This window comes from Neorhizobium sp. JUb45, assembly GCF_004343585.1.
Classification (GTDB): domain Bacteria; phylum Pseudomonadota; class Alphaproteobacteria; order Rhizobiales; family Rhizobiaceae; genus Neorhizobium.
Genome location: NZ_SLYW01000002.1, coordinates 1,161,522 through 1,185,882, shown reverse-complemented (window position 1 = coordinate 1,185,882; position 24,361 = coordinate 1,161,522). Strand labels below are relative to the sequence as shown.

The window sequence follows — 24,361 nt, the reverse complement described above, 5'->3', positions numbered from 1 at the left end:
TCTTCATATTTCTATCGTAAACTTGATCAATCGCAAGAGAGAGGGTTGCGATCCGGCCGACATGGGGTTCCCTTGCGCAGCGGGGTCACATGGCCCATATGCTGATCAACATTTTAGGGAAGAGCAAGCGGCTGTGAGTGCATCTGACAAAAAGACACCATCCAGAGAACCGCGTTGGCTTGGCCCGGTTGCTTCTTCGAGTATTGCTTTAATTCCATCGATTTCGGCGGCGCGCTGGCTGCTGGTTCTGGTCGTTTTCGCCGGCATCTATTTCTTCCATGGTTTCATCGTGCCGGTGCTGGCAGCCCTTGTCATCGGTTTTGCCAGCTGGCCGCTCTACCGTCGCCTTCTTGCCCGCATCGGCGGCAGCACCACGCTCGGCGCGACGATTGCCATCCTGTTCATCGTCACCTTCCTGCTTGTGCCGATCGGCATCGCGATTTCCTACACGACCGGCGAAGTGCGCGAATGGGTCGGCTGGGCACTGGAGGCAAACCGCATCGGTTCGCCGACACCGGAATGGATCATCGCCCTGCCTTATGTCGGTGATTGGCTGAACGTCCAGTGGGCCAGCCATATCGGCCAGCCCGGAGCGATCGGCGAATATATCCAGATCGTCAGCGGCGCCAATATCGGCAATATCTACCGCGCGGTGGTGGCGGCCGGCGGCGGCGCCTTCCACCTCGTGCTGACGCTGCTGTTCATGCTGATCGCGCTGTTTTTCGTCTATCGCGACGGCGCTTCCTTCTCCCGCCAGATCGACCTGATCGGCGAACGCATCCTGCCGTCGCGCTGGGAGCGCATTTCGCGCGTCGTGCCCGCCACGATCAGCTCCACCGTCACAGGCATGACGCTGATTGCCATCGGCGAGGGCATCGTGCTTGGCATCGCCTACTGGATCGCCGGCGTGCCCTCACCCGTGACGCTTGGCGTCATCACCGGCATCATGGCACTGATCCCCGGCGGTGCGCCGCTCTCCTTCACGCTCGTATCGATCTACCTCGTTGCCAGCGGTTCGGTGTTTGCCGGTATTGCACTTCTTGTCTGGGGCAGTGTCGAGCTGTTCATCGTCGACAAGACGGTGCGCCCGCGTCTCGTCGGCGGCCCGATCAAGCTGCCATTCCTGCCAACCTTTTTCGGCCTTATCGGCGGCGTGAAGACGATGGGTTTTCTCGGCCTGTTCATCGGCCCGGTGCTAATGGCGCTGCTGGTTGCCGTCTGGCGCGAATGGGTGCGCGAGGTGGAGCTGTCGGAACCGCGTGAAGCCGAGGCCGCAAACATTCCAGCGACCGAAACACCGGCGGCGCGTCGCGAAGCCGCTTCTTCCTGATCTGCACGACGCCAGCCTGCCTTGCTGGCGTCACGATCCTTGTCATAAGCTCGGACAGGAAACAGAACCGGGACGCTTATGAACGCCGCCATCATCGCCATGACCATTCTCGGCTGCGACGACGCTGTGAAGGATTGCCAGTATATCGCCACGCTGCAGCAGCGCTGGCCCTCCATCGAGATGTGCAACGCGGTTTCGGAACAGCAGCTGGCGTCCTTCGCCAACGTCTCCTACCCCGTCGTCATCGCCGTCTGTCAGGATCCGACTGCGCCGGAGACAGCCGACAACATCGTGCCGCGCCCGCAACAGCCGGACACCGAGACTGCGGCCAAACCGGCTGAAAAGACACCCGCAACGGAGGCGGAAAAACGCGAGGAAGAGCGCGGCATGGCCGCACGCGCCATCAACCGCGTAACCTCGGCCCTGCCGAGCAGCGACGGCATGCGCACGCTGCTCGGCAAGCCTGTCCGCCTGGTGGAAAACAGCTATTCCTGGGTCGCTAAGAAATTCAGGGACTGACCGCCTGACGATCAGGCCGCAAAGGCCAGATCGCTGGCATAGGAGCGCGCCAGCAGGCGCTCTTCCATCAGATGCAGTTTTTCGATCATGTCGAGCATCTCGGCGAGCGGTGTCATCGGCTGCGCCTGCGCCCTGAAACGTTCGATCAAAGGCTGGCAGATGCTCTGCAGCGAAAAACCGATCGGCGAACGCGCCGCTTCCCGCCACAACAGCACGGCCTCGACGAAAACCACGGCAATGGACCGCTCAAGCCCTGCGGCTTCGAACAGCGCCCGCACGGCGTGCATGCGGCCTGTGGCGAGGATCGAGCGGACCCGTTGATCTTCAAGACCGGAGAGATTGCAGATGGCGCCGGAGAAGAAATCCACCTTGCCGCCACACAGGACATGGATCAGGAATGCCGGCGTCAGCCGCCCCTGCTGGCGAAGATGTTCGACCAGAGACGCGATATCGTGATGCCGCACCGTCCCGGCAATGGCGACTGTTGCCGCCTCGCTTGCCTCACGGGTGACATATTCGATACGCGAAGCGGTCAGTGTCGTGCGCATAAGGCCGCTGGCGGCGAGCGCCTCGCTGATATGGCTGACCAACAGGTGACGGGCATCGGCGCTCAGGTCTTCGCGATCGAGCAGCATGTTGCGCACATCGGCATTGTGGCCGTGGCGCTCGGCAATACGCCGCAGCGTAAAACGCGTGATCGAAGCCGTTTCATTTTCCAGCAGCAGCAGCGCTTCTTCTTCGCCCGCCACTTCGGCAATGGCGGCAGCGATGCCGCGTGAAAGGTTGGGGCGTGAAGCGACGAGCGCCCGCGTGACGATGCTGCCGCGACCGACCAGATCGACCAGATCGGTATCGGTCAGAACCGGCGAACGTGTGATCACGGAGGAGGCGATCAGCGGCTGATCTTCGGCGAGCGACATGATCATACCACGCGGCGCATCGGGAGAATCGGCCACGGCCTCGGCCAGTGCGGCGCGTACGACGGGCGAGGAATCATCCAGTAGATGCGTCAGCGCCATGACGGCCGCCTGACGTTTCTCATCCTGCACGGATGAGGCAAGATAGCCCCGTGCCAGCGCATGGGCAGCCTTTGCCCGGTCTGCTGGTCTGGCGGTTTCCGCCCAACGAAGAAAAGCCTGTACGATCACCCCGAAACCCCAATACAAAAGGAGCGTTAGCCGCATTCACCCTACGAACTGCACGCTACGGACAAATCGTTTAAGATTGGTTCACCATAAGACTTAACCACGCCCGGAGAGTATTTCTGTCTGTTTTACTGCCGACATCATGGCTGATCGTGCCATTCGCCAATACTCTCTCCGCTGCCGCGCAAACCGGCACCGGCACGCTGGTCACCGACCTTCGGGAGGCGCGTGATGGTGGTGACGTGGCCGATTCTCCACGTTCCGACGCGCTCGATCACCGCGGAGCCGCGCTGCTACCGCCTGTAACTTCATCGGCCATGACGCAGGTGCTCGACATCTGCCTGGCAAAAGGTGCCGGCATCGTTTTTCTGTCCGGCGCACGCCATGGCGCGGACCTGCAGCATCTCGATGTTCTTCTGCAGGTGGCGGAAGCCCGCGCCGGCATGACGGCGGGGGCGACGCGAATCGTTGCAATGGCAGGTGACAATCCGCATGGCCTGCTGGCGGCGGCGAGTTTTGCGGACAAGAGCGCCCGTCTGATCGGTCTCGGCTGGGATTCGGCAGCGCTTGCCGTCGCTATGGGGGCAAAGGCAGAACTTGGCGCCGACGTCGCCTCGAATGCGCGGGCGACATTGCTGCTCGCAGCGGCAGCAACAAACGTCGTTGCAATCGACACCGCTGAAGTGGAACCCGATACAGACACATTCCGGACAAACTGCCTGCACGCCAGGGCGCAAGGTTTTTCAGGAAAAATGACCGGCACGCCTTGGCAGGTGCCGGTCATCCAATCGGTTTTCGCAGACTGACCGCTCAGCGCTTTGGCGTCGAAGGCCTTGTCATTTCAAAAACATCGGCACCGCCATCGGCATAATCGCGATAGCCCATGCGGCCAAGCGGCCGGGCGATGCCCATATCCACCCTGCCCTCACGAAGAATGTCCTCGCTGAGGTGAATGCCGACCACCTGTCCGAACACAACGATCGCTTCGGCCTTGGAACCATCGATCGTCTTCGGCTCGACAATCTCGGTCACCCGGCACTCCAGCGCCGCATAGGCCTCGCCCACAAAGGGCGCATCGACCAGCGTGCCGAATTTCGGCGTCATCCCCGCGATGGCAAACTCGTCGACGCCGTACTCGACGCTGATCGACGAAACATTCATCTGTTCGGCCAGATGGCGGCTGGCGAGACTGGCGGTAAAGACGCCGGTGTCGCGGGCATTGCGCAGACTGTCCTTGTGGCCGCTCGATGCGAACATCACCAGCTTGGGATTGTCGGAAATGGCATTGAAGAACGAATAGGGCGACAGGTTCAACGAGCCGTCCTGCCCCTTGGTGCCGATCCAGCCGATCGGCCGTGGCGACACGATCGCCTTGAACGGATCATGCGCCAGACCGTGGCGGTTGTCATCTGTGCTGTAAAACATGCTCACTCCGTCCAGGTGACGATATCGGCAAGCTCCGGCCGCGGGCGATCCGGCGTATTGAAATCGCTGGAGCCGATATGGATGAAGCCGGCGGCCTTTTCGCCTTCCATGATGCCGAGTGCAGACTGCACGCGCGCGTCATAGGTGATCCATTCGGTGCGCCAGTTGGCGACATAACCATGCGCTTCGCAGGCCATCACCATGTTCAGGCAAAGCGCACCGGCAGACAGCACCTGCTCCCATTCGGGGATTTTTCCGTGCGGGGCAGCCGTGCTCACCACGGCGACGACCAGAGGCGCGCGGGTGAAGCGATTGAGTTCCGCCTGCTGCGCAGCCTCTGGCATGTCCGGAGCCTTTTCCAGAGACAGCCGGAGAAACTCCTTACCGAGCCTGGCGCGCGAATCACCGCGATAAACGATGAAGCGCCAGGGGGCGATCTTGCCATGATCGGGCACGCGTGACGCAAAACGGAGAATTTCTTCCAGTTCCGTCTGCGAAGGACCGGGCTCCCTATACTGCGCCACCGGCGTGGAATGGCGTTGGCGCAGGTAGTCGATCAGCTTGATATCATTGCCCATGGTCACACTCGCATTATTGACAGTTCGATGACGGACGCATCCGGCATACAGGACCGTTTTTGACACAGGCCTTGAATTTGCCTTGGCGTTGGTTTTCAAGTGAAGTCTGCAACAGCAAGAGTCAATCCGGGCGAAATGACCAGAACCTCCATTGCCGCATATGTGATGCTTGGCGCCGCGCTGATGACAGCGTCGGTCACGCCGTCTTTTGCCCAGGACGCATTCCAGAATTTCAAGCAGCTCGGCGGCTCGACCAAGATGCCGAAGCTCAACGCCTTCTCAGCAACGCCAGGCGCGCCGGCAGGCGTGCCCGCCCGTAACATCGCCTTTGAAGCAAAGCTGACGAAGGACGGCGAAGCAATGAAGGACGGGCTGGCATGGCGCGTCTTCGGCCCCATTCCGGGCGCCGATGGCAAGTTGCCGCTGCTGGCCAGTTCGGATGGCGGCACTGCCGATTTCCAGCTCGCGCCCGGTGACTATTTCGTCAATGTCGCCTTCGGCCGGGCCGGTGTGACGCGCAAGCTCTCCGTGCCGGAAAACGGTCAGGTCAGCAAGCAGACCGTCGTGCTCGATGCCGGCGGCTTCGTGCTCAACGCCGTCACCGGCTCCGATGTCCGTATTCCGCCCGCACAGCTCAGCTTTTCCGTCTATTCGTCGGAAACCCGCGAGGATGGCGAACGCGGACTGGTGATTGCCGACGTCAAACCGAACAGCATCGTGCGGCTTAACGCCGGCACCTATCACGTCGTATCGGAATATGGCGGCGTCAACGCGGTTGCCCGCGCCGATATTCAGGTCGAGGCCGGCAAGCTGACCACAGCGACGTTGCAGCACCGCGCCGCCCAGATCACCCTGAAGCTGGTTTCGCAGCCGGGCGGCGAGGCAATTGCCGATACCGCATGGTCGGTGCTGACCGCATCGGGCGATATCGTCAACGAAAGCGTCAGCGCATTTTCGACCATGGTTCTGTCCGAAGGCGACTATCTCGCCGTCGCCCGCAACAAGGACAAGATCTATCAGCGCGACTTCACCGTGAAATCGGGCCAGAACGCCGATGTGGACGTTCTGCTTTCGGCACACGCCCAGACGGCCAACGCCGACCTCGAATGATCCGGGCAACGCTTCGCCGATCACGTCGAATGTCCAACATGAATCGAAAACGGCGCCTGTGAGACACAGGCGCCGTTTTGTTTTAAGATCAGGCAGAAAGCTTGGCCTTGCGGGCCGCCAGCTTGCGCTTGACGTCCGGCGGTGTCGCTTCATCGGACAGCGAGGTGATCGCGTCTTCCAGCGACATCGGCGTCTGCGCCTGCGAGCCGAGACGGCGGATGTTGACCGAGCGGTTTTCGGCTTCCTGACGACCGCAGACGATGATCACCGGAACCTTGGTGACCGAGTGTTCGCGGACCTTGTAGTTGATCTTCTCATTGCGGAAGTCGGTTTCGACCTGCAGACCGGCATCGCGCAGCGCTTCGGCCACTTCACGACCGTAATCGTCGGCATCCGAAGTGATTGTGGCGACGACGACCTGCGTCGGCGCGAACCACAGCGGCATGTGGCCGGCAAAGTTCTCGATCAGGATGCCGAGGAACCGCTCCATCGAACCGCAGATGGCGCGGTGGATCATCACCGGTTGGGTCTTTTCCGAGTTCTGGTCGATGTAGAAGGCACCAAACCGTTCCGGCAGGTTGAAGTCGACCTGCGTCGTGCCGCACTGCCATTCACGGCCGATGGCGTCCTTCAGCGTGTATTCGAACTTTGGACCGTAGAACGCGCCCTCGCCCGGCAGGATGCCGGTCTTGATGCGACCGCCCGACTGTTCCTCGATCGTCTTCAGGACGTCCGTCATTACGCTTTCGGCGCGATCCCACAGATCGTCGGTGCCGACACGCTTTTCAGGGCGGGTCGAGAGCTTGACCACGACTTCCTCGAAGCCAAAATCCTCGTAGACCGACAGGATCAGCTGGTTGATACGCAGGCATTCGTCGGCCAGCTGCTCGTCGGTGCAGAATACGTGCGCATCGTCCTGCGTGAAGCCACGCACGCGCATCAGACCATGCAGCGCGCCGGACGCTTCGTAACGGTGCACGAGACCGAATTCGGCGAGACGGATCGGCAGTTCGCGATAGGATTTCAGGCCGTGCTTGAAGATCTGCACGTGACCCGGGCAGTTCATCGGCTTCAGCGCGAAAACGCGGTTGTCGGCTTCCTCGTCATCCGCATGCGTGAACGCATAGGCGGATTTCACCGCAAACATGTTCTCCTGATACCAGCCCCAGTGACCGGACGTTTCCCACAGCGAGGCATCGAGCACCTGCGGCGCGTTGACTTCCTCATAGGTGCCGGCCAGACGGCGGCGCATGTAGGATGTCAGGGTCTGGAACATGCGCCAGCCCTTGCCGTGCCAGAACACCACGCCTGGACCTTCTTCCTGGAAATGGAAAAGATCCATCTCGCGGCCGAGCTTGCGGTGATCGCGCTTTTCGGCTTCAGCCAGAATATGCAGATACTGGTCGAGTTCTTCTTGGCTGGCCCATGCCGTGCCGTAGATGCGCGTCAGCATCGGCTTGGTGGAATCACCACGCCAATAGGCGCCGGCAACCTTCATCAGCTTGAAGGCCGTGCCGATCTGGCCCGTCGAGGCCATGTGCGGACCACGGCAGAGGTCGAACCAGCCGCCCTGATTGTAGATCTTCAGATCCTGACCTTCCGGGATCATGTCGACCAACTCGACCTTGTAGGCCTCACCCTTGTCGCCAAATACTTGCTTGGCCTTTTCGCGCGTCCAGATTTCCTTGGTGAAGGCTGCGTTCTTCTGGATGATTTCCTTCATCTTCTTTTCGATCTTCGGCAGATCGTCGGGCGTGAAGGGCCAGTCTTCGCCGCTATCCGGATGGATGCGCTTGAAGTCGTAATAAAAACCGTTCTCGATGACCGGGCCGATCGTCACCTGCGTATGCGGCCACAGTTCCTGCACGGCCTCGGCCATGACGTGGGCGGCATCGTGACGGATCAGTTCCAGTGCACGCGGATCGGTGCGGGTAACGATCTCGATCGCACCGTCTGTGACGGGATCGGAGAGATCGCGCAGCTCGCCATCGATGGTGATCGCCACGGACTTCTTGGCCAGCGACTTCGAAATCGACTCGGCGACGGCAGAGCCGGTCGTGCCGGCGTCGTAAACGCGGACGGAACCATCGGGAAATGTAAGGGAAACGGACATGTTGAATTCTCCTAGCCAGTCCCGCCAACGAATGCGGGTGGTCAAAAAAGGGCCGCGTCTGCGGCAATGAACGCCGGCGTCTTAGTCAAAAATCGCTGGCGAGTAAAGGTTTCAGGCCTTTTTGCCGAACTGCCAGAGTGCCCAGGGCATCCATCTGCGATAATCGTCATCCAGCGCTTCCGGCACAGGATCCAGCCCCCCGGTGCCGCCCGGCCCGCAACGCCCGACACGAAACAGCGTCAGCCAGAAGCCGGACCAGAAACCGTGCCGGGCAAAGGCTTCGTATCCGTATTCCGAACAGGTCGGGATGTGGCGGCAGCCATTACCGATGAAACCGGACAGCGTCAGCTGGTAGAGACGGATAAAGCCCATGCCGAACAGACGGCCGGGCGTCTTGCGAAACGGGCCGCGCCAGTTGCGCCCGGCATATTTTGGGCGCTCCTTGGGCTCGTCCTCATCCGGCTGGCCACAGGCGCCACACATGGCTCAGGCCGTCGCGGCGGTGGATTGGGTCTTCGCTTCCGCCTGTTCGATCGCGTCGACCACGGCATCGAAGGTGAGCATGGTGGAGGCGTGGCGGGCCTTGTAGTCCTTAACCGGTTTGAGAACCCGCATTTCTTCGAAACGGCCTTCGGGGCCTTCGCCGCCATCCTTCAGCATGGCGAGCATATCGGCCCGCGCCTGGCGCAGTTCTTCAACGCTTGCACCGATCACATGTTTGGCCATCGCCGCCGAAGACGCCTGACCGAGCGCGCAGGCGCGCACCTTGTGGCGGAAGTCGGAAACGATGCCACCGTCGAGCTTTACAAAAACCTTGACCTTCGAGCCGCACAGTTTCGAATGTTTTTCGGAGACGCCATCAGCATCCTCCAGTTCTCCCGAAAAGCCGATATTGCCGGCCAGTTCGAGAATGCGGCTATTGTAGATGTCGTCCATAATCACCAGTTTCCGGATTGCTCGCAGCCATCGCCTGCGCGGCGCATGTCGAACACTGCGTCTTCGCAGATGATCCTGTCATGCCGATTGTTTTACCATTATATGCTACCGCTGAAAGCCCGCATCAAGACATGTGCTTTTGCGTGACGAACGTCAAAATCGGAATGCAATGTCTTGTAAAATGACTTCGGCGGCGTCAGATAGCCCCAAAATGACGTCTAACGGCTAAATTGCCCGGCGTCACTGCACTAGGATCGGATGCGGCCTTGACCCGCATCAGGATCAGGAGACCTGAAATGGATGCCATTGTGAAGAACTTTCCGGCCGCTGGCCAAGCCGACGCCCGCCCGACCCAGCAGGAGGCCGAGGACGCCGTGCGCGTGTTGCTGCGCTGGACCGGCGACGATCCGTCGCGCGAAGGCCTGCTCGATACGCCAAAGCGCGTTGCCGCCGCCTATCGCGAACTGTTTTCCGGTTATGAGCAGTCGCCCGAGGACATTCTAGGCCGCACGTTCGAAGAAGTGTCGGGCTACAAGGACATGGTTCTGGTGCGCGACATCCCGTTCTATTCGCACTGTGAGCATCACATGGTGCCGATCATCGGCAAGGCGCATGTCGCCTATCTGCCGAAGGGTCGTGTGCTTGGCCTGTCGAAGATCGCCCGTCTTATCGAAGTGTTCGGTCGCCGCCTGCAGACGCAGGAAGCACTCACCGCACAGATCGCCGATGCCATCCAGAGCGTACTCGATCCGCGTGGCGTTGCCGTGATGATCGATGCCGAGCATCTGTGCATGGCCATGCGCGGCGTTCAGAAGCAGGGTTCGACCACGCTGACGACGACCTTTACCGCCGAGTTCGAGAACAATGCCGCCGAGCAGGCGCGTTTCCTGACCCTTATCCGCAGCTGAGCCTGCCGGTCCGAGGCCTATCATGACGCTGACTTTTGCCGCACCTTCCGCCGACAAGCATGCACTCGAAGAGGCCGGTGATTTCACGCCGCGATTCGATGCGCATGGCCTTGTCACCGCCGTCGTTACCGATGCGCGCGACGGCGAATTGCTGATGGTCGCGCATATGAATGCCGAAGCGCTGGCGCTGACGATAGAAACCGGAATTGCCCATTACTACAGCCGCTCGCGCGCAAAAATCTGGAAAAAGGGTGAGACCTCCGGCAATCTGCAGGCGGTCGAGGAAATCCGCACCGACTGCGATCAGGATGCCGTCTGGCTGAAGGTCAGCGTCGCCGGTCATGATGCCAGCTGCCACACCGGTCGCCGTTCGTGCTTCTATCGCAGCGTCAAGCAGGTCGACGGCAAGGCCTTCGTCGAGATTGCCGACGACGAACGCCATTTCGATCCCGGATCCGTTTACGCGAGCTAAGGAACGCAATTTCCTTTCGTCCCGTTTCCTGTCACATTTGCCGTTGATCAATACTTTCGAAACCCATTCGGGCGCCTAATGGTCATCTGGGTTGATGATCCGGCGTGGAGGAGACGCGGAAGACATGAACTGGTCCTGGAACAGAAACGAACCGCGCCCCGCTCCCGCATCGGATACCGGAGGTGCGGCTGTTCTCGAAGCTCCGCCCGCAAGACCTCCCGAACACACTCAACACCGCAAGGCGAAGATCGCACTGGCACTGGGCGGCGGTGCCGCGCGCGGCTGGGCGCATATCGGCGTGCTGCGGGCGCTGGATGAAGAGGGTATCGAAGTCGGCATGATCGCCGGCACCTCGATCGGCGCGCTGGTCGGCGGCTGTTACCTTGCCGGCAAGCTGGATGAACTTGAAAGCTTCGCCCGTTCGCTGACCATGCGCCGTATTGCCGGCCTGCTGGACCTCACTATCGGCGGCGGCGGACTTTTTGGCGGAATGCGGCTGACCAAGCGCATGCAGGAGCATATGGAAGGCATCGCCATCGAGGACCTGAGCCGTCCCTTCGTCGCCGTTGCCACAGAACTGCAGAGCGGTCACGAAGTCTGGATCGCCAGCGGCTCGCTGATCACCGGCTTACGCGCCTCCTACGCCCTGCCCGGCATTTTCGAACCGGTCAAATGTAACAATCGCACGCTGGTCGATGGCGCATTGGTCAATCCGGTGCCGACCTCCGTCTGCCGCGCCTACGAGCAGCCGCTCGTCGTCGGCGTCAATCTCAACTACGACATCTTTGGCCGCGCCGCCGTGGTGCGCCACAATGCCAGCATTCAGGACATCGAGCAGCGTCAGCGCATGGATGATGCCGGCGGTCGGGCCGCCAGCCGCATCAGCATGACCGGCACGATGGTGCAGGCCTTCAACATAATTCAGGAACGCATTTCCCGGGCCCGCCTTGCCGGCGACCCGCCGGATCTGGGGCTCAATCCACGCCTCAGCGATATCGGTCTGTCGGAATTCCACCGCGCCGGTGAAGCCATCCGGCGCGGCTACGAGGAAACCAAGGCGCAGATCGGCGCGTTGAAACGCATGCAGGAAATCTGCGCCCGATAATCAGCCGGCGATATAGGCCTTGATCTGTTCGGCTTCGTGCTCGATTTCGCTGATGCGCGATTTCACCACGTCGCCGATCGAGATGATGCCGGCAAGCTTGCCATCGGTTTCCACCGGCACGTGACGAAAACGACCGGCAGTCATCATCTCCATCAGGTCGTCATTGGTATTGTCTTCCCGACAGTGGGTGACATTCGTTGTCATCGCGGATGATACGGGCTTTTCCAATACCGCCGCACCTTCGCCGGCTATGGCGCGGACAAGGTCACGTTCGGTAAAAATTCCGGCAATTCGGCCTTCGAGGCTCGTCACCACGACGGCACCGATGTGTTTTTCGTTGAGAATGGTCGCGATCTCGCTCAGGGTCTGCTCGCGGCTGACCGACACGACATTGCGACCCTTTGCATCCAGCATGCTCTTCACGGTCTGGGGCATTGTTCTCTCCTCACTTTTTGCAATCGTTGCGCCGCCAAAAGCCCTCCCCGGCCAGCGATGCAACCATAGGAATGGTGCCCCTTTGGCAGCGCAAAAGCAACATCTTGTGAGCTGTTCGCCTTACCTGACCCGATCGAACAATCCGAACAAGAGATATCCGAACAGGAAACCGCCGATATGCGCATCCCATGCGATCGCATCGGAACCGGTGTCGAGCAGCGGCAGGCCGACGGCAATGAGGATGTTGCCGGCAAACCAGAGCCCCACGAAAACGGCGACCGTACGGTTCATCAGCGCCCCGACAATCGACTGGCGGGGATAAAGATGACCAAAAGTGCGGTCGTAACCGCCATGCCTCGGGAAAGCGAATCGGCAGGCGGCGCCCATCAGCGCCGAAATAACGCCCGATGCGCCTATCAATACGGTCTGCTCACCCCAGTTCAGGCCCGCATGAAAGAAAGCCGAGGCGGCAGCGGAGAATATCCAGAACAGCAGATAACGAGCGGTACCGATGCGGCGCACCACCGGAGCGCCGAACGCCAGCAGCCACAATACATTGAAGCCAAGATGCTGAAAGCTGCCATGCATCAGCGAATAGGTGACCGGCGTCCAGATCTGCCGCATGCCCTCCTCCGCGAATGGGTAGAGATAACGAAGCGGAATAAAGGCGAAAGTGACCAGCAGCCATTCACGCCAGAGATCCGGCAACAGATAGGCATCGACCAGATAGATGGCTCCCAGCAGCGCCACGGTTGCGGTCAGTACGCCCGGCAGGTTGAAGATCGGCTGCTTGCCCTCATCCTCGATCAGCGCCTCTTCCCTCAGGGCTTCATCCGCCGTCGGGTGCGTGGGCATATCCGGTCTGTCACTCATCCATCACCTGCTCGTTTTCACCCGCAAGCCTTACAGGACGGCCAGCACAAACGGAAGCGTCGGCTCAGTTGGCATGGTTTTCGCTACGGTAACCACAAGGGCTCGGGAAAGAATGAATCTTGTTCCGAAATAAGACACATGGATACGATGCAGACTGCAGCAGGAAACGAATTATTCAGCTACTGGCTCGAACTGAAGCGAGATGGCAAGCTCCCCGTGCAGCGGGAGTTCGAACCCGCACGCGTGCGCCACATGCTTCCCGACCTTTTTATTCTCGGCAAAAACGATGCCGGCATTCTCTCTTTTCGCCTGGCTGGCACACGCCTCTGTGCATTGTTCGGCCATGAATTGCGGGGGCGCCCGTTCACCTGCCTGTGGCACAGGTCACAACGTCGGCAGGCCAATATCGGCATTCAGGCGATGCTGGCCCGCGGTCGTCCGATGGTGACCGATGTGACCGGTGTCGGCACCGAGAGTAACCACGACTACCAGATGGTGCTTCTGCCGATGCGATCGTCTGAGGCGGAGCCGGACCGGATTCTGGGCGCCATTCTTCCCCGCCAGCCACGCACGGGGGTTATTCTTGAGACGATCTCATGCCTTTATGCCGGCGAATCGCGCAGTATCGCCGAGGAGAGCGCTGAGATTCAGCCGGACGGCAAGCGTTTTACCCGCTTCATGCGGCGTCTTCTCTCTGTCGAAATAGTAGATGACGGGCTTTCTGGAAGAAGCTGACAAGCCCGTCAGAACGTTCTATTAACCGCGATGCGATATCCATTACAGTGCTCTGCACCGCTCGGCGCATAATGGGCATCATACATTTTAGAATATGCAAATCGCGACTTGAGAGAACGAGCATGTACTCTTTCCAGCCAGCTCAACAATCGACACCACCGCAAGGCGCGCAGGAGCGTTCCTTCCAGCGGGTGACCGTCGGCATGAGCGGGCGCCTGATGCTTGAGAGCCACGACGAATTCCCCTGCACGGCAGTGGAGATGTCTCCGGGCGACGTGGTGTTCTCGTGTGAAGCGCGACCATCCGCCAATGAACGCGTGATCGCCTATATCGAAAATCTCGGCCGCATCGAAGGCAATGTCATCGGCGTCAATGCCGATGGTTTTTACATGTCGATCAACGCCACGGACCGCAAGCGCGAGAAACTGGCGGCGCAGCTGACATGGCTCGCCAACAAGCACGAACTCGGCCTGCCGGAAGATCGTCGACACGATCGCCTGACGCCGCGCATCACCCGCACCGAGATTGTGCTCGACGATGGCCGCAAATATCCGTGCAAGATCGTCGATCTCTCGCTCTCAGGCGCGGCCGTCGACATCGAAATCCGTCCGGCGCTCGGCACACCCGTCATGCTCGGCAACATGCGCGGCCGAATCGTCCGCCATTTCATCGAAGGCGTGGCGATCGAATTCGCCTCGGTCCAGTCGCGCGAGTCGCTGCGCGCCTTCCTTTAGGCGACGGAGACAGCCATTCAGCCTTAACATTTTCGCAGCCGGCGGCACTCACCGCCGGCTTTTTCGTGCCGCAACGGGATGACAAAGCCGCAAATCTCGAAAATAATCGGCCGATATCGAATTATTTTCTCGTTTCGGGACGATTTTTCGACCCCAAAACGGGGTGTTTCAACGCGAAACAGCCGTCTGGCACGATGGAAAACACGGTTTACGTGGCGTTTATCATCGAAAACCAGGACCTCCTCAGCGCATCCGGCAGGTTCGGCCATCAATTGCCACCATTCCGAAAACATCAGCCATGTCAGCAATTTAGGCAAATGAGCCGGGCGCAGGACCCGACAGTTCGTTATAATTTGAAACAAACTTTGCGAAAATACACCGCGAATTTTCGTCGAATTCGATTGCAATTTTCTGCATGTTTTAGCCGAATTGAATTCAAATAAGCACTTGTTTTTACTTCGGTATTTTCCACCGGATCAAAACCTTGCTGCGATTGTCTCCTCACCAACGGGGAGACAAGAAAAATGACGAAAAGCACAGCCCTGGTGATCACCGCTATCGCCACCTTCATCGCCCTCTTCCAGACGCAGTCCGCATTTGCCGTCAGCGGAGACATGAAGATCATCGGTCAGGCAAACCCGCCGATCGGCCATTACGAATTCTGCAAGGCCTATCGCAGCGAATGCGTCCGCACCAATGGCGACCGCGGCCCGGTTGCGCTCACCGAAGACAAGTGGCGCACGCTGCTCGACGTCAACTACACCGTCAACACCGCCATCCAGCCGATGACTGACCAGGAAATCTACGGCGTCGAGGAAAAGTGGGCCTACCCGAAGACTGTCGGCGACTGCGAGGATTTCGTTCTGCTGAAGCGCAAGATGCTCATGCAGAAGGGTTTTGATGCCTCGGCGCTGCTGATCACCGTCGTGCTGCAGCCGAATGGCGAAGGCCATGCCGTGCTGACCGTCCGCACCGATCGCGGCGACTTCATTCTCGACAACATGCGCAACAAGGTCATGCTCTGGGCCGACACCGAATACACTTACCTGAAGCGCCAGTCGAACGACGATCCGGGCCGCTGGGTCAAGTTGCAGGATGGCCGCGCCATCGCTGTCGGCAGCGTCAGCCAGTAACAGTTTTTCTATCTCACTGAAGACTTGTCCGGCCCACGGAAACGTGGCGCCGGACTTTTTCGTTTTCGCCAGCCGGCCCCGCCCCGCGCAAGCCTCATATGCCATGGCTCGTCGAAAGCAGGCAGGTCATCATGGCGCAGGACAATTTTCAGGAACCGCTGATCAGCAATCGCATGGCGCTGGGTATCACCCTTGCCCTCGCCCTGATGGCCGCGGCGACCTTCGCCGTCAATCTCGGCGGCAGTTGGATCGGCCCGAAGCTTGCGCTCGGCAGCCATACCGACAGCCGTGAGGAGATCAGGGTCAGAATCGGTCAGGATGAACTGCGCCTGCCGGCCAACACCATCCGCTTCAGCGAACAGCGCCATGCAGGCGACAGCGAAAGGATCGATCTTTACCTCACATGGCCCGAAATGCAGGGCTACAGCGTCGCCCAGAAGCGACGTTTTGACGATTCGGGCAGCGCCGATGGCCTCATCTTCCTGCAACTGTCACAGAGCACGATGTCGCGCGACATGTCCGGCCGGCTCGAACCGATCTATTCACGACTGTTCGACGGCGACGCTATTCCGGGACCTTATGGGCTCACTGCGCACCATCTGCGTGCCGATAGCGGTTATGGCGACGAAGTCATCCTGACAGCGCCGACTTCCACCGGTGATGCCTATGCCGTCCGCTGCCTCATGCCGCGCGACAAAGGCCCCGAACGACAGACCGGCCAACAGACTTCCCCCGTTGCGACCAACAGCGCCAGTTGCCAGAGAGACATTCGCGCTGGCCAGGACCTGACCGTGCTTTACCGATTCTCGCCGACACTTTTGCGCGACTGGGTCCATATTGATGCCGCGATTGCCCGCTTTGTGAAAGAGCGCGTCGCGACACGAAAAACACCCCAATAAACCGCTAAAATTCGATCGAACGTCGCAACCACAGCTTCATCATAAACGAGTTGGTAACGCTGCTGACCTAAAGTGCCCCCAACGGCACGCTGCGGGGGCGCGACCGGACCTATTGAAATCGAGTTGCAAGTAGCGAGTGCAGGCGTGTTGAAAACCCTCTTTAGTTCATCTCTCCCCAAGGATGGCGCATCTAAAACCGCTCGGGTTGCCGGTCGGTTCGTAGCGGCGATCGTAGCGTCGACGATTTTCGTCAGTCCCGCTCTTGCTGCAAAATACGCCGGCATCGTCGTCGACGCCAAGACCGGCAAGGTTCTTTACAACGAAGATGCCGACGGCCTTCGTTACCCTGCGTCGCTCACCAAGATGATGACGCTTTATCTCACGTTCGAAGCACTGGAATCGGGCAAGATTTCCCTGAGTGACCGCGTCACGGTGTCTGCCAATGCCGCCAAGGAGCCGCCGTCGAAACTCGGCGTTCGCGCCGGCGGTTCGGTCAGTGTCGAACAGGCCATCCTGTCGCTGGTCACGCGCTCCGCCAACGACATGTCCACGGCCATGGGTGAATTCCTGGGTGGCTCGGAAACACGTTTCGGGCAGATGATGACCAACAAGGCACGTGCGCTCGGCATGACGCGCACCACCTATCGCAACGCCCACGGCCTGCCGAACACCGCGCAGATGACGACGGCGCGCGATCAGGCCCGCCTCGGCATCGCGCTGCGCCAGCACTTTCCGCAGTATTACGGCTACTTCAACACCCGCAGCTTCACATTCGGACGTCAGGTCATCGGCAATCACAACCGCCTCGTCGGCAATGTGAAGGGCGTTGACGGTATCAAGACCGGTTATACGCAGGCGGCAGGCAGCAACCTTGCCACCTCCGCACAGCTCGATGGCCGCTCGATCGTTGCCGTCATTCTCGGCGCCAAGGGCAGTGCCGCCCGCGATGCGCAGATGCGCAAGCTGGTCGCCACCTATCTGCCGCAGGCTTCGCGTGGCGGTAACAGCAACCTGATCGCCCAGACCGCACCCGCACCGTCGCTTCCGGTCGTCGATGCGCCGAAGCCGAGCACGCCTTCGGTCGACGTTCGCCAGCTGGCCTCCATGGACCTGCCGAATGCCGGCCCGCTGCCGGGCGCCCGTTACGACCAGAAGGTTCCAGGCGCATCCGCCTATGCAGCAGAGCCGAAATCGCAGGCCGCTCGTGAGGCCGTTTCGTCGGCAATCGCCAGCAACGCTCCGGTACCTCCGCGCGGTCTCGCACCCGCTGCCGGCTACCTGAAGGAACCGACATCGGAACAGAAGGTCGCGACCGTGACCGATGCGGTCACGACCGCTTCGACTCGCTCCGATCGACAGGCATCCTCGGCCCAGCAGATTGCCGGCTGGGTTGTGCAGATCGGCGTCTCGCCGAACAAGGACATGGCAATGGAACTGCTTTCCAGCGCCCAGGACAAGGGCGGCAGCGCATTGCGCGGTGCAAAGCCGTTCACGGTTGCCGTCAGCACCAATGGCAGCCAGCTCTACCGTGCCCGCTTCGGCGGTTTCGACGACCAGAAGACGGCGGTCAACGCCTGCAACGCCCTGAAGAAAAAGGGCATCAAGTGCTGGGCATCGCTCCAGTAATCTCATTGGCTTAACACTGCCGTCGGCATGTCCGGCGGCAGCAGCCGGGGCAGAGTTATTCCCGGCGCCGTTTCAGCCCTCGAATTGTAATGCGTACGAGGTCAAACATGGCAGTGAACGAAAACAACATCGAACGTGAATTTCCGACGACGTTGAAAGGCAATGCCCGCGGCCCTTCGTTGCATCCGCTCCACGAGGCCGCGATGCGGATCGCCGGTCTCGGCATGAACCGGCCGCGAGAAAAGACGCGTGATCTCGTCGGCCTGCTTCTGACGCATGCCGCGCGCGCATGGCGATACACGCAGCCGGAGGCCAGCATTCACCTGCATATCGGCAGCCATTCCGGCCGGGCACCGATCCATATCCGCCTGCGCTGAGCAGAGCCGATTGCCATTGAAGCGCGCCTGACGGTGCGCTTTTTTCGTTTCAGAGAAGGCCGAGTTCGGCGAGTTCCCGCCGCAGATCTTCCGGCAGCGCCATAACATCTTCGCCAAGGCTGCCGAGATCGGCCGGCGCATCTTCCGGCGTCAGATAACGCCAGCCCTGGAACGGGCGCCGTGGCTGCGGCAAGGTTTCGATCACTTCCGGCCCAAGAACGAGATGACAGCGACCGATGCCATCACCGCCGGTAAATGTCTCGATGCCGAGCAGTTTCTGGCGCGCCATAACCTGCCCCTTGATCACCCAATAGAGCGATCCTTCGGCCAGCAGTTCATCGACGCGCTTGGGAACCATGCGGGTGGTATGCACCGAATGCGGCTCAAGGCCGGCAGCGATTGCGCTCAAGGCGCGCTCGGCTACCCAATCCCTCAGATCCTGAATGGAATCGGCGCCGACGCAGAGTTTGACGAGATTGAGTGCCATGCCCTGCTTCAAGACCCATAAGTGCGCCACGTCAAGCCAAGGGCGCGGCATGGCTGGCCTGCATCCACAGGCCCGCTATTGGCGATCAACATTCCACGACGTTGACGGCGAGGCCGCCGGTCGAGGTTTCCTTGTATTTTTCGCTCATGTCGTTGCCGGTCTGGCGCATGGTTTCGATACAGGCATCGAGCGGCACGAAATGCGTGCCGTCACCCTTGATCGCCAGCGATGCAGCAGTGACCGCCTTGACCGCTCCCAGCGCGTTGCGCTCGATGCACGGCACCTGCACGAGACCGGCGATCGGATCGCAGGTCATGCCGAGATGGTGTTCCAGCGCGATTTCGGCGGCATTCTCGATCTGCTCGGGCGAGCCATCCATCACCGCGGCAAGGCCCGCCGCCGCCATCGCGGCCGCCGACCCCACCTCGCCCTGACAGCCGACCTCGGCGCCGGAAATCGAGGCATTGTGCTTGATGATGCCACCGACAGCCGCTGCCGTCAGCAGGAAGGTATGAACATCCTCGCGCGTCGCATCCTCGTGGAAATGCAGGAAATAACGCACCGTCGCCGGAATGACGCCGGCAGCGCCGTTGGTCGGGGCGGTAACGACGCGGCCACCGCCGGCATTTTCCTCGTTCACGGCCATGGCGTAGACCGACAGCCAGTCATTGGCGAGCAGCGGGTTCAGCCGGTTGGAGCGCCATTCGGCCTCCAGCTTCTCGTGGATGGCGCGGGCGCGGCGCTTGACCTTCAGGCCGCCGGGCATGATGCCGTCCACCTGCAGGCCGCGATCGATACAGCGGCTCATCGCATCCCAGATACGGTCGAGCCCTTCGTCGAGCTCGGTGTGGCTCATCTTGGTTTCTTCATTGGCACGTTTCATGGCGGCGATGCTGAGGCCCGCGCCACGTGCCATCTCCAGCATCTCCCTGGCCGAGGCGAAGGGATAGGGCACACGGTCGGAACTGACCTTCTTGTGGCCGCGCATGGCTTCCAGCTCGGTATCGGTCACCACGAAACCGCCGCCGATCGAATAATAGATGCGCTTCAGAAGCAGACGACCATCCTTGTCGAGCGCCTCGAAAGCCATGCCGTTGGCGTGGCCTGGCAGCGGCACCTTCTTGTCGTAGATCAGGTCCGTCTTCGGCTGAAAATCATAAGCCGGATGGCCGGGCGGTGTGACACGGCCGGTACGCTCCACCTTGGCGATGATCGCATCCATCTTGTCTGGATCGACGCTCTGCGGCGCCTCGCCCATCAGGCCGAGCACAACTGCCCTGCCCGTGCCATGGCCGATGCCGGTAAAGGCGAGCGATCCGTGCAGGCTGACCTTCAGGGCCGCCACATGCGCGCCTGCGGGCCTTGGCCAGTCATCCGACAGGATCAGGTCGAGAAAGCGGTTGGCGGCCGACATCGGTCCCATCGTGTGGGAACTCGAAGGGCCGATGCCGATCTTGAAGACGTCGAAGACGGAGAGAAACATGGCTATCCATATCGCGAGAATGATGAGGTCAGGCTACGCTTGACGAAAGACACGTCACGGCGATCGCCCGACATCGGGTTTTGTCGCAGCGACATAGGAACAAAATTACGCCCGCGCAATGTGGATAGGATGATCGTGATCATGCTTGCCGCTTGCCGGGCATGGCGAACTGAAGCATTACAGAAGAATTCGTTGAAATTCGGTCCTTTCCAGTTCTGGTTCCGCCCATGTCGAATGCCGACTATATCGCTCTTGTCCTGTTTCTCGTCCTGTGGGCGCTCTACAGCTGGTTCTCCGCCGGCTCCGGCGGCAAATACCTGCCGCGCCAGAGCCTCAACCGGGTGATGGCGGCACGTCGCAGGAACTGGATCTACAATTCGCTGACCCGCGACCTGAAGATGATCGATACGCAGATCCTTGCCGGACTACAGAACGGTACCGCGTTTTTCGCATCGACATCGATTCTGGCCATCGGCGGCTGTTTCGCGCTTCTGGGCGCCACCGATCAGGTCGAAGCCGTCTTCCGGGACCTCGCCATCGCATCCTATGGCGGACGCACCTCGTTCGAACTGAAGGTCGCCGGCCTCACCGTCATCTTCGGTTATGCCTTCTTCAAGTTCGGCTGGTCCTACCGGTTGTTCAACTACTGCACGATCCTGTTCGGCGCGCTGCCGATGATGCACGAGACCAACGGCAACCGCGAAGCCGCCGAACGCGCTGCCGATCAGGTGATCCGCATGAACACGATTGCCGCCAGCCACTTCAATTCGGGGCTTCGCGCATTTTTTCTGTCGATCGGCTATCTCGGTTGGTTCGCCGGGCCCTATATGTTCATGGCAATGACGATCGTCGTCATCGTCGCCCTGACACGCCGCCAGTATTTTTCGGAGGCGCGTCTAGCGGTGATGGAAGACGAACGGCCCTGAACGACATATCCAGCCGGAAAGAGTTTTCGTGGCAATTGCAGAGACGATTTCGGGCGCGCCCAAAAGGCCGCGCATCCTTCTGATCGACACCCTACGCGGTCTGGCACTGATCGCCATGGCCTCCTACCATTTCACCTGGGACCTCGGCTTTTTCGGTTATATCGATCCGGAAACGGCAACGCAGGGCGCGTGGAAACTTTATGCCCGCTGCATCGCCAGTTCCTTCCTGTTTCTGGCCGGTTTCAGCCTCGTTCTGGCGCATCTTTCGGCCATTCGCTGGCAATCCTTTGCAAAACGATTCGGCATGGTGGCGGGGGCTGCCCTCGTCATCAGTCTCGGCACGCTGTTCGCCCTGCCGGATGAATGGATCCATTTTGGCATCCTGCACAATATTGCGCTGTCGGGCCTGATTGGTCTCGCCTTCCTGCGCCTGCCGGCCGTCGTCACGGCCTTGATCGCCATCGCCATTGCAGCGGCGGGTTACATCAACGGCTATGTCTCTCCGGGCATTTTCAGCAGCGAGTTCTTCAATCCGCGTATTCTCAACTGGACTGGTTTTGCCGCCACGCCACCGCGCTCCAACGATTTCGTGCCGCTGTTCCCCTGGCTCGCAGCGCCGCTTCTCGGCATTGCCATCGGCAAGCTGGCGGTTACCCGCGGCTGGTTGACGCACTTGGCCAAGGTCCAGACCAAGCCGAACGTTCTCGGGCGGGCCGGGCAGCACAGCCTTGCCTTCTACCTGATCCATCAGCCGGTGCTGATCGGCCTCGTCTATCTGTTTTCGCTGATCCATCCGGCACCGGCGCCAGACCCGATGACGAGCTACACGCGCAGCTGCGAGAGCGGCTGTTCTGCTCAGGGCGAGGATATCGGCATGTGCCAGAGGTTCTGCGCGTGTACGGGTGAGCGCCTTCAGCAGCAGTCGCTGCTGGTGCCGATGAACACGGGCCAGATCAACCCGCAGACGGACGAGCGCGTGCAATCGCTGGCGCAGGAATGTTCGATGATCGCCCGCTGACCGGGCTTCGAAAGATCAGGTGCCAACGCCGATTTCGGCGAGACGTGTCAGGCAGGCTTCCTCGACATTGTCGAGTTCGACCAGCGTCTCTTCGATATCCTTGCGCTTCTGGCGCAGATCGTCGCGTTTTTCGTCGAGGCGCTTCATCAGCAGTTTCAGCTGACCCATCTCGCCCGGCGGCTCCTTGTAGACCTGCACGATCTCGCGGATTTCGGCGATGGTGAAGCCGATACGGCGGCCACGCAAAATTTCCTGAATGAGGCGGCGATCGGCGGCGCGGAACAGGCGTGTGCGGCCCCGGCGCTCGGGATGGATCAGGCCCTCGTCCTCGTAGAAGCGGAGGGTGCGCGTCGAAACGCCGAATTCGCGGGTGAGTTCCGTTATGCTATAATACTTGTGCACGTGCTTGCCCTTTTCAGAGGGCTAAAACTAATTGACCTTTACGTACAAGTCAATTTTCGCCCTCAGCCGATGGCAAACCACCATGTCGCGAGGCCGAGAAATGCGAAGAAGCCGGTGATATCGGTGATGGTCGTCACGAACACCGCAGAGGCCACCGCCGGGTCGGCACCGTATTTGTCGAGAAGAAGCGGCACCATGATGCCCGCCAGCGCTGCCGCCATCATGTTGATCAGCATGGCCGTGGCAATGATACCGCCGATATTGGGATCCTGAAACCAGGCGCCGGCGACGATGCCGATCAGCACGCCGAACAATACACCGTTGAGCAGGCCCACACCCGCTTCACGGCGGATGATGCGCCAGGAATTGTGAATGTCGAGATCGCGGGTGGCAAGCGCCCGCACCGTCACCGTCATCGTCTGAGAAGCGGCATTGCCGCCCATGCCGGCAACGATCGGCATCAGCACCGCGAGTGCGACGATCTGCTGGATGGTGGCATCGAAAAGGCCGATGACGGAGGCTGCCATGAAAGCCGTTACAAGGTTCACCAGCAACCACGGCACGCGTGACCGCGAGGTATCGGCAACCGAGTCAGACAGTTCTTCATCGCCGACACCGCCGAGGCGCATGATGTCCTCTTCGGCCTCTTCCTGCATGACGTCGACGATATCGTCGATGGTCAGCACGCCGACCAGACGGCCGTTGTCGTCCACGACGGCGGCGGAGAGAAGGTCATATTGCTCGAACAGCTGTGCCGCCTCTTCCTGGTCCATGTCGGCCGGGATCGGGTAATTGGTCTCGCGCATGATCGTTTCGATCTTCACCTGACGCTTGGTGCGCAGGATGCGGTCGAGATCGATGATGCCCAGCAGCTTGAAGGTCGGATCGATGACAAAGATCTGCGTAAAACTTTCCGGCAGATCCTCTTCGTCGCGCATGTAGTCGATGGTCTGGCCGATCGTCCAGAACGGCGGCACCGCCACGAATTCGGTCTGCATACGGCGACCGGCCGAGCTTTCCGGGTAATCCAGCGCGCGGCTGAGGCGCACCCGCTCGGTAAACGGCAACTGTGCAAGAATTTCCTCGCGGTCTTCCTTGTCAAGGTCTTCGAGAATGTAGACGGCATCGTCCGAATCGAGATCGCCGATGGCGGCGGCAATCTGCGCATTCGGCATCTGGTCGACGATTTCGAGGCGGATCGCCTCGTCCACCTCGGTCAGTGCGGTCAGGTCGAAATCGTCGCCGAGAAGGCGCACCAGCGCCATGCGCTGATCCGGCTGGATGGCTTCGAGAAGGTCGCCGAGTTCGGATTCGTGCAGCCGCGCCACGTTCTGGCGCAGGAACAGCACATCGCGGTCCGCGATCGCCGCGCCGACCATGGCCAGCACATCGGAGCGAATGGAACCGTCTTCGGAATAGATGTCGTCGGAAAACTCTTCGGCGGTCGGGCGAAGGCGATCGTCTTCGATATTCGTCATAAGGCCGCCCTCACATAAGAAGAATCCCGCCGCCATTCGCCTTTTCGAACGAATCTGCAGCAGAAAACCGATTTTCAACAACTGGATAGCGCAAACAGCCGGGTTTGGTTCCCG

At 60.4% G+C, this 24,361-nt stretch carries 27 protein-coding genes; 15 read left to right on the top strand and 12 right to left on the bottom strand.

Annotated features, from left to right (window positions below; genetic code table 11):
• The first annotated feature begins 133 nt into the window (after nt 1-133).
• Nucleotides 134-1,330, top strand: coding sequence for an AI-2E family transporter (locus EDF70_RS12675; RefSeq protein ID WP_165932001.1), 1,197 nt, complete (start codon nt 134-136; stop codon nt 1,328-1,330).
• A gap of 78 nt (nt 1,331-1,408) precedes the next feature.
• Nucleotides 1,409-1,849 carry a hypothetical protein gene (locus EDF70_RS12670; protein ID WP_132273643.1) on the top strand — a complete coding sequence of 147 codons (441 nt, stop codon included), beginning with the start codon at nt 1,409-1,411 and terminating at the stop codon, nt 1,847-1,849.
• A gap of 11 nt (nt 1,850-1,860) precedes the next feature.
• Here EDF70_RS12670 and EDF70_RS12665 read toward each other — a convergent pair whose 3' ends face one another.
• Entirely contained in the window at nt 1,861-3,033 is a 1,173-nt protein-coding gene (locus tag EDF70_RS12665) for a DUF2336 domain-containing protein (protein WP_132273642.1), read from the bottom strand.
• Nucleotides 3,034-3,146: 113 nt separating this feature from the next.
• Between EDF70_RS12665 and EDF70_RS12660 the strand changes: the two genes are divergently transcribed.
• Complete coding sequence (locus tag EDF70_RS12660; RefSeq protein WP_132273641.1) at nt 3,147-3,800, top strand: aldolase/citrate lyase family protein; 654 nt, start codon at nt 3,147-3,149, stop codon at nt 3,798-3,800.
• A gap of 4 nt (nt 3,801-3,804) precedes the next feature.
• Here EDF70_RS12660 and EDF70_RS12655 read toward each other — a convergent pair whose 3' ends face one another.
• A complete protein-coding gene (locus EDF70_RS12655; protein WP_132273640.1) occupies nt 3,805-4,419 on the bottom strand; it encodes a flavin reductase family protein in 615 nt (204 codons plus the stop codon).
• 2 nt (nt 4,420-4,421) lie between these two features.
• Nucleotides 4,422-4,997, bottom strand: a complete 576-nt coding sequence (locus EDF70_RS12650) for a nitroreductase (protein WP_132273639.1) — start codon at nt 4,995-4,997, stop codon at nt 4,422-4,424.
• Between the two features lie 135 nt (nt 4,998-5,132).
• Here EDF70_RS12650 and EDF70_RS12645 point away from each other — a divergent pair, with 135 nt between their 5' ends.
• Nucleotides 5,133-6,107, top strand: coding sequence for a hypothetical protein (locus EDF70_RS12645; RefSeq protein WP_132273638.1), 975 nt, complete (start codon nt 5,133-5,135; stop codon nt 6,105-6,107).
• An 88-nt stretch (nt 6,108-6,195) separates the two neighbouring features.
• Here EDF70_RS12645 and thrS read toward each other — a convergent pair whose 3' ends face one another.
• The 3 genes from thrS to EDF70_RS12630 form a co-directional block, all read right to left on the bottom strand.
• Complete coding sequence (gene thrS / locus EDF70_RS12640) at nt 6,196-8,220, bottom strand: threonine--tRNA ligase (protein WP_132273637.1); 2,025 nt, start codon at nt 8,218-8,220, stop codon at nt 6,196-6,198.
• A gap of 111 nt (nt 8,221-8,331) precedes the next feature.
• The gene (gene yidD, locus EDF70_RS12635) at nt 8,332-8,703 is read right to left on the bottom strand and encodes a membrane protein insertion efficiency factor YidD (protein ID WP_132273636.1); all 372 of its coding nucleotides are present in this window, start codon (nt 8,701-8,703) and stop codon (nt 8,332-8,334) included.
• Nucleotides 8,704-8,706: 3 nt separating this feature from the next.
• Nucleotides 8,707-9,156, bottom strand: coding sequence for an iron-sulfur cluster assembly scaffold protein (locus tag EDF70_RS12630; protein WP_132273635.1), 450 nt, complete (start codon nt 9,154-9,156; stop codon nt 8,707-8,709).
• Nucleotides 9,157-9,452: 296 nt separating this feature from the next.
• Between EDF70_RS12630 and folE the strand changes: the two genes are divergently transcribed.
• From folE to EDF70_RS12615, 3 genes are all read left to right on the top strand, one after another.
• Nucleotides 9,453-10,064: a GTP cyclohydrolase I FolE gene (folE, locus tag EDF70_RS12625; protein ID WP_132273634.1), complete on the top strand. Its 612-nt coding sequence runs from the start codon at nt 9,453-9,455 to the stop codon at nt 10,062-10,064.
• Nucleotides 10,065-10,086: 22 nt separating this feature from the next.
• On the top strand, nt 10,087-10,536 hold the full coding sequence (gene hisI, locus EDF70_RS12620; protein WP_132273633.1) for a phosphoribosyl-AMP cyclohydrolase: 450 nt from the start codon (nt 10,087-10,089) through the stop codon (nt 10,534-10,536).
• Nucleotides 10,537-10,660: 124 nt separating this feature from the next.
• On the top strand, nt 10,661-11,641 hold the full coding sequence (locus EDF70_RS12615; RefSeq protein WP_132273632.1) for a patatin-like phospholipase family protein: 981 nt from the start codon (nt 10,661-10,663) through the stop codon (nt 11,639-11,641).
• On the opposite strand, the gene EDF70_RS12610 is transcribed toward EDF70_RS12615, so the two are convergent.
• Complete coding sequence (locus EDF70_RS12610; RefSeq protein WP_132273631.1) at nt 11,642-12,076, bottom strand: CBS domain-containing protein; 435 nt, start codon at nt 12,074-12,076, stop codon at nt 11,642-11,644.
• Nucleotides 12,077-12,196: 120 nt separating this feature from the next.
• A complete protein-coding gene (locus tag EDF70_RS12605; RefSeq protein WP_132273827.1) occupies nt 12,197-12,931 on the bottom strand; it encodes a rhomboid family intramembrane serine protease in 735 nt (244 codons plus the stop codon).
• A gap of 156 nt (nt 12,932-13,087) precedes the next feature.
• On the opposite strand from EDF70_RS12605, the gene EDF70_RS12600 reads away from it, so the two are divergent.
• The 6 genes from EDF70_RS12600 (at nt 13,088) to EDF70_RS12575 (ending at nt 18,453) form a co-directional block, all read left to right on the top strand.
• Nucleotides 13,088-13,684, top strand: a complete 597-nt coding sequence (locus tag EDF70_RS12600; RefSeq protein WP_132273630.1) for a PAS domain-containing protein — start codon at nt 13,088-13,090, stop codon at nt 13,682-13,684.
• A 122-nt stretch (nt 13,685-13,806) separates the two neighbouring features.
• On the top strand, nt 13,807-14,418 hold the full coding sequence (locus EDF70_RS12595) for a PilZ domain-containing protein (RefSeq protein ID WP_132273629.1): 612 nt from the start codon (nt 13,807-13,809) through the stop codon (nt 14,416-14,418).
• A gap of 524 nt (nt 14,419-14,942) precedes the next feature.
• Nucleotides 14,943-15,551: a transglutaminase-like cysteine peptidase gene (locus tag EDF70_RS12590; protein WP_132273628.1), complete on the top strand. Its 609-nt coding sequence runs from the start codon at nt 14,943-14,945 to the stop codon at nt 15,549-15,551.
• A gap of 98 nt (nt 15,552-15,649) precedes the next feature.
• Complete coding sequence (locus EDF70_RS12585) at nt 15,650-16,450, top strand: hypothetical protein (protein ID WP_245519132.1); 801 nt, start codon at nt 15,650-15,652, stop codon at nt 16,448-16,450.
• 228 nt (nt 16,451-16,678) lie between these two features.
• A complete protein-coding gene (locus EDF70_RS12580; RefSeq protein ID WP_245519156.1) occupies nt 16,679-18,076 on the top strand; it encodes an SPOR domain-containing protein in 1,398 nt (465 codons plus the stop codon).
• 107 nt (nt 18,077-18,183) lie between these two features.
• Complete coding sequence (locus tag EDF70_RS12575; protein WP_132273626.1) at nt 18,184-18,453, top strand: hypothetical protein; 270 nt, start codon at nt 18,184-18,186, stop codon at nt 18,451-18,453.
• Between the two features lie 49 nt (nt 18,454-18,502).
• On the opposite strand, the gene EDF70_RS12570 is transcribed toward EDF70_RS12575, so the two are convergent.
• Together EDF70_RS12570 and EDF70_RS12565 are read right to left on the bottom strand one after the other, a co-directional pair.
• The gene (locus tag EDF70_RS12570; protein WP_132273625.1) at nt 18,503-18,940 is read right to left on the bottom strand and encodes a DUF1489 family protein; all 438 of its coding nucleotides are present in this window, start codon (nt 18,938-18,940) and stop codon (nt 18,503-18,505) included.
• 85 nt (nt 18,941-19,025) lie between these two features.
• Nucleotides 19,026-20,423 (bottom strand): L-serine ammonia-lyase, encoded by a 1,398-nt coding sequence (locus EDF70_RS12565; protein WP_132273624.1) that lies wholly within the window; start codon nt 20,421-20,423, stop codon nt 19,026-19,028.
• Nucleotides 20,424-20,650: 227 nt separating this feature from the next.
• On the opposite strand from EDF70_RS12565, the gene EDF70_RS12560 reads away from it, so the two are divergent.
• Together EDF70_RS12560 and EDF70_RS12555 are read left to right on the top strand one after the other, a co-directional pair.
• The gene (locus EDF70_RS12560) at nt 20,651-21,349 is read left to right on the top strand and encodes a DUF599 family protein (RefSeq protein ID WP_132273623.1); all 699 of its coding nucleotides are present in this window, start codon (nt 20,651-20,653) and stop codon (nt 21,347-21,349) included.
• Between the two features lie 28 nt (nt 21,350-21,377).
• Nucleotides 21,378-22,367 carry a DUF1624 domain-containing protein gene (locus EDF70_RS12555; RefSeq protein ID WP_132273622.1) on the top strand — a complete coding sequence of 330 codons (990 nt, stop codon included), beginning with the start codon at nt 21,378-21,380 and terminating at the stop codon, nt 22,365-22,367.
• A 15-nt stretch (nt 22,368-22,382) separates the two neighbouring features.
• Here the strand turns inward: EDF70_RS12555 and EDF70_RS12550 are convergent, their stop codons facing one another.
• Nucleotides 22,383-22,769, bottom strand: a complete 387-nt coding sequence (locus tag EDF70_RS12550; RefSeq protein WP_132273621.1) for a MerR family DNA-binding transcriptional regulator — start codon at nt 22,767-22,769, stop codon at nt 22,383-22,385.
• A 62-nt stretch (nt 22,770-22,831) separates the two neighbouring features.
• A complete protein-coding gene (gene mgtE / locus EDF70_RS12545; RefSeq protein WP_132273620.1) occupies nt 22,832-24,247 on the bottom strand; it encodes a magnesium transporter in 1,416 nt (471 codons plus the stop codon).
• Nucleotides 24,248-24,361 lie beyond the last annotated feature (114 nt).

Bases quoted from the DNA above. Each gene is read 5' to 3' on its own strand.
- EDF70_RS12670 (WP_132273643.1), top strand. From the start codon at position 1,409: ATGAACGCCGCCATCATCGCCATGACCATTCTCGGCTGCGACGACGCT.
- EDF70_RS12665 (WP_132273642.1), bottom strand. From the start codon at position 3,033: ATGCGGCTAACGCTCCTTTTGTATTGGGGTTTCGGGGTGATCGTACAG.
- EDF70_RS12655 (WP_132273640.1), bottom strand. From the start codon at position 4,419: ATGTTTTACAGCACAGATGACAACCGCCACGGTCTGGCGCATGATCCG.
- EDF70_RS12650 (WP_132273639.1), bottom strand. From the start codon at position 4,997: ATGGGCAATGATATCAAGCTGATCGACTACCTGCGCCAACGCCATTCC.
- EDF70_RS12645 (WP_132273638.1), top strand. From the start codon at position 5,133: ATGACCAGAACCTCCATTGCCGCATATGTGATGCTTGGCGCCGCGCTG.
- thrS (WP_132273637.1), bottom strand. From the start codon at position 8,220: ATGTCCGTTTCCCTTACATTTCCCGATGGTTCCGTCCGCGTTTACGAC.
- yidD (WP_132273636.1), bottom strand. From the start codon at position 8,703: ATGTGTGGCGCCTGTGGCCAGCCGGATGAGGACGAGCCCAAGGAGCGC.
- EDF70_RS12630 (WP_132273635.1), bottom strand. From the start codon at position 9,156: ATGGACGACATCTACAATAGCCGCATTCTCGAACTGGCCGGCAATATC.
- folE (WP_132273634.1), top strand. From the start codon at position 9,453: ATGGATGCCATTGTGAAGAACTTTCCGGCCGCTGGCCAAGCCGACGCC.
- hisI (WP_132273633.1), top strand. From the start codon at position 10,087: ATGACGCTGACTTTTGCCGCACCTTCCGCCGACAAGCATGCACTCGAA.
- EDF70_RS12615 (WP_132273632.1), top strand. From the start codon at position 10,661: ATGAACTGGTCCTGGAACAGAAACGAACCGCGCCCCGCTCCCGCATCG.
- EDF70_RS12610 (WP_132273631.1), bottom strand. From the start codon at position 12,076: ATGCCCCAGACCGTGAAGAGCATGCTGGATGCAAAGGGTCGCAATGTC.
- EDF70_RS12605 (WP_132273827.1), bottom strand. From the start codon at position 12,931: ATGCCCACGCACCCGACGGCGGATGAAGCCCTGAGGGAAGAGGCGCTG.
- EDF70_RS12600 (WP_132273630.1), top strand. From the start codon at position 13,088: ATGGATACGATGCAGACTGCAGCAGGAAACGAATTATTCAGCTACTGG.
- EDF70_RS12595 (WP_132273629.1), top strand. From the start codon at position 13,807: ATGTACTCTTTCCAGCCAGCTCAACAATCGACACCACCGCAAGGCGCG.
- EDF70_RS12590 (WP_132273628.1), top strand. From the start codon at position 14,943: ATGACGAAAAGCACAGCCCTGGTGATCACCGCTATCGCCACCTTCATC.
- EDF70_RS12585 (WP_245519132.1), top strand. From the start codon at position 15,650: ATGCCATGGCTCGTCGAAAGCAGGCAGGTCATCATGGCGCAGGACAAT.
- EDF70_RS12575 (WP_132273626.1), top strand. From the start codon at position 18,184: ATGGCAGTGAACGAAAACAACATCGAACGTGAATTTCCGACGACGTTG.
- EDF70_RS12570 (WP_132273625.1), bottom strand. From the start codon at position 18,940: ATGGCACTCAATCTCGTCAAACTCTGCGTCGGCGCCGATTCCATTCAG.
- EDF70_RS12565 (WP_132273624.1), bottom strand. From the start codon at position 20,423: ATGTTTCTCTCCGTCTTCGACGTCTTCAAGATCGGCATCGGCCCTTCG.
- EDF70_RS12560 (WP_132273623.1), top strand. From the start codon at position 20,651: ATGTCGAATGCCGACTATATCGCTCTTGTCCTGTTTCTCGTCCTGTGG.
- mgtE (WP_132273620.1), bottom strand. From the start codon at position 24,247: ATGACGAATATCGAAGACGATCGCCTTCGCCCGACCGCCGAAGAGTTT.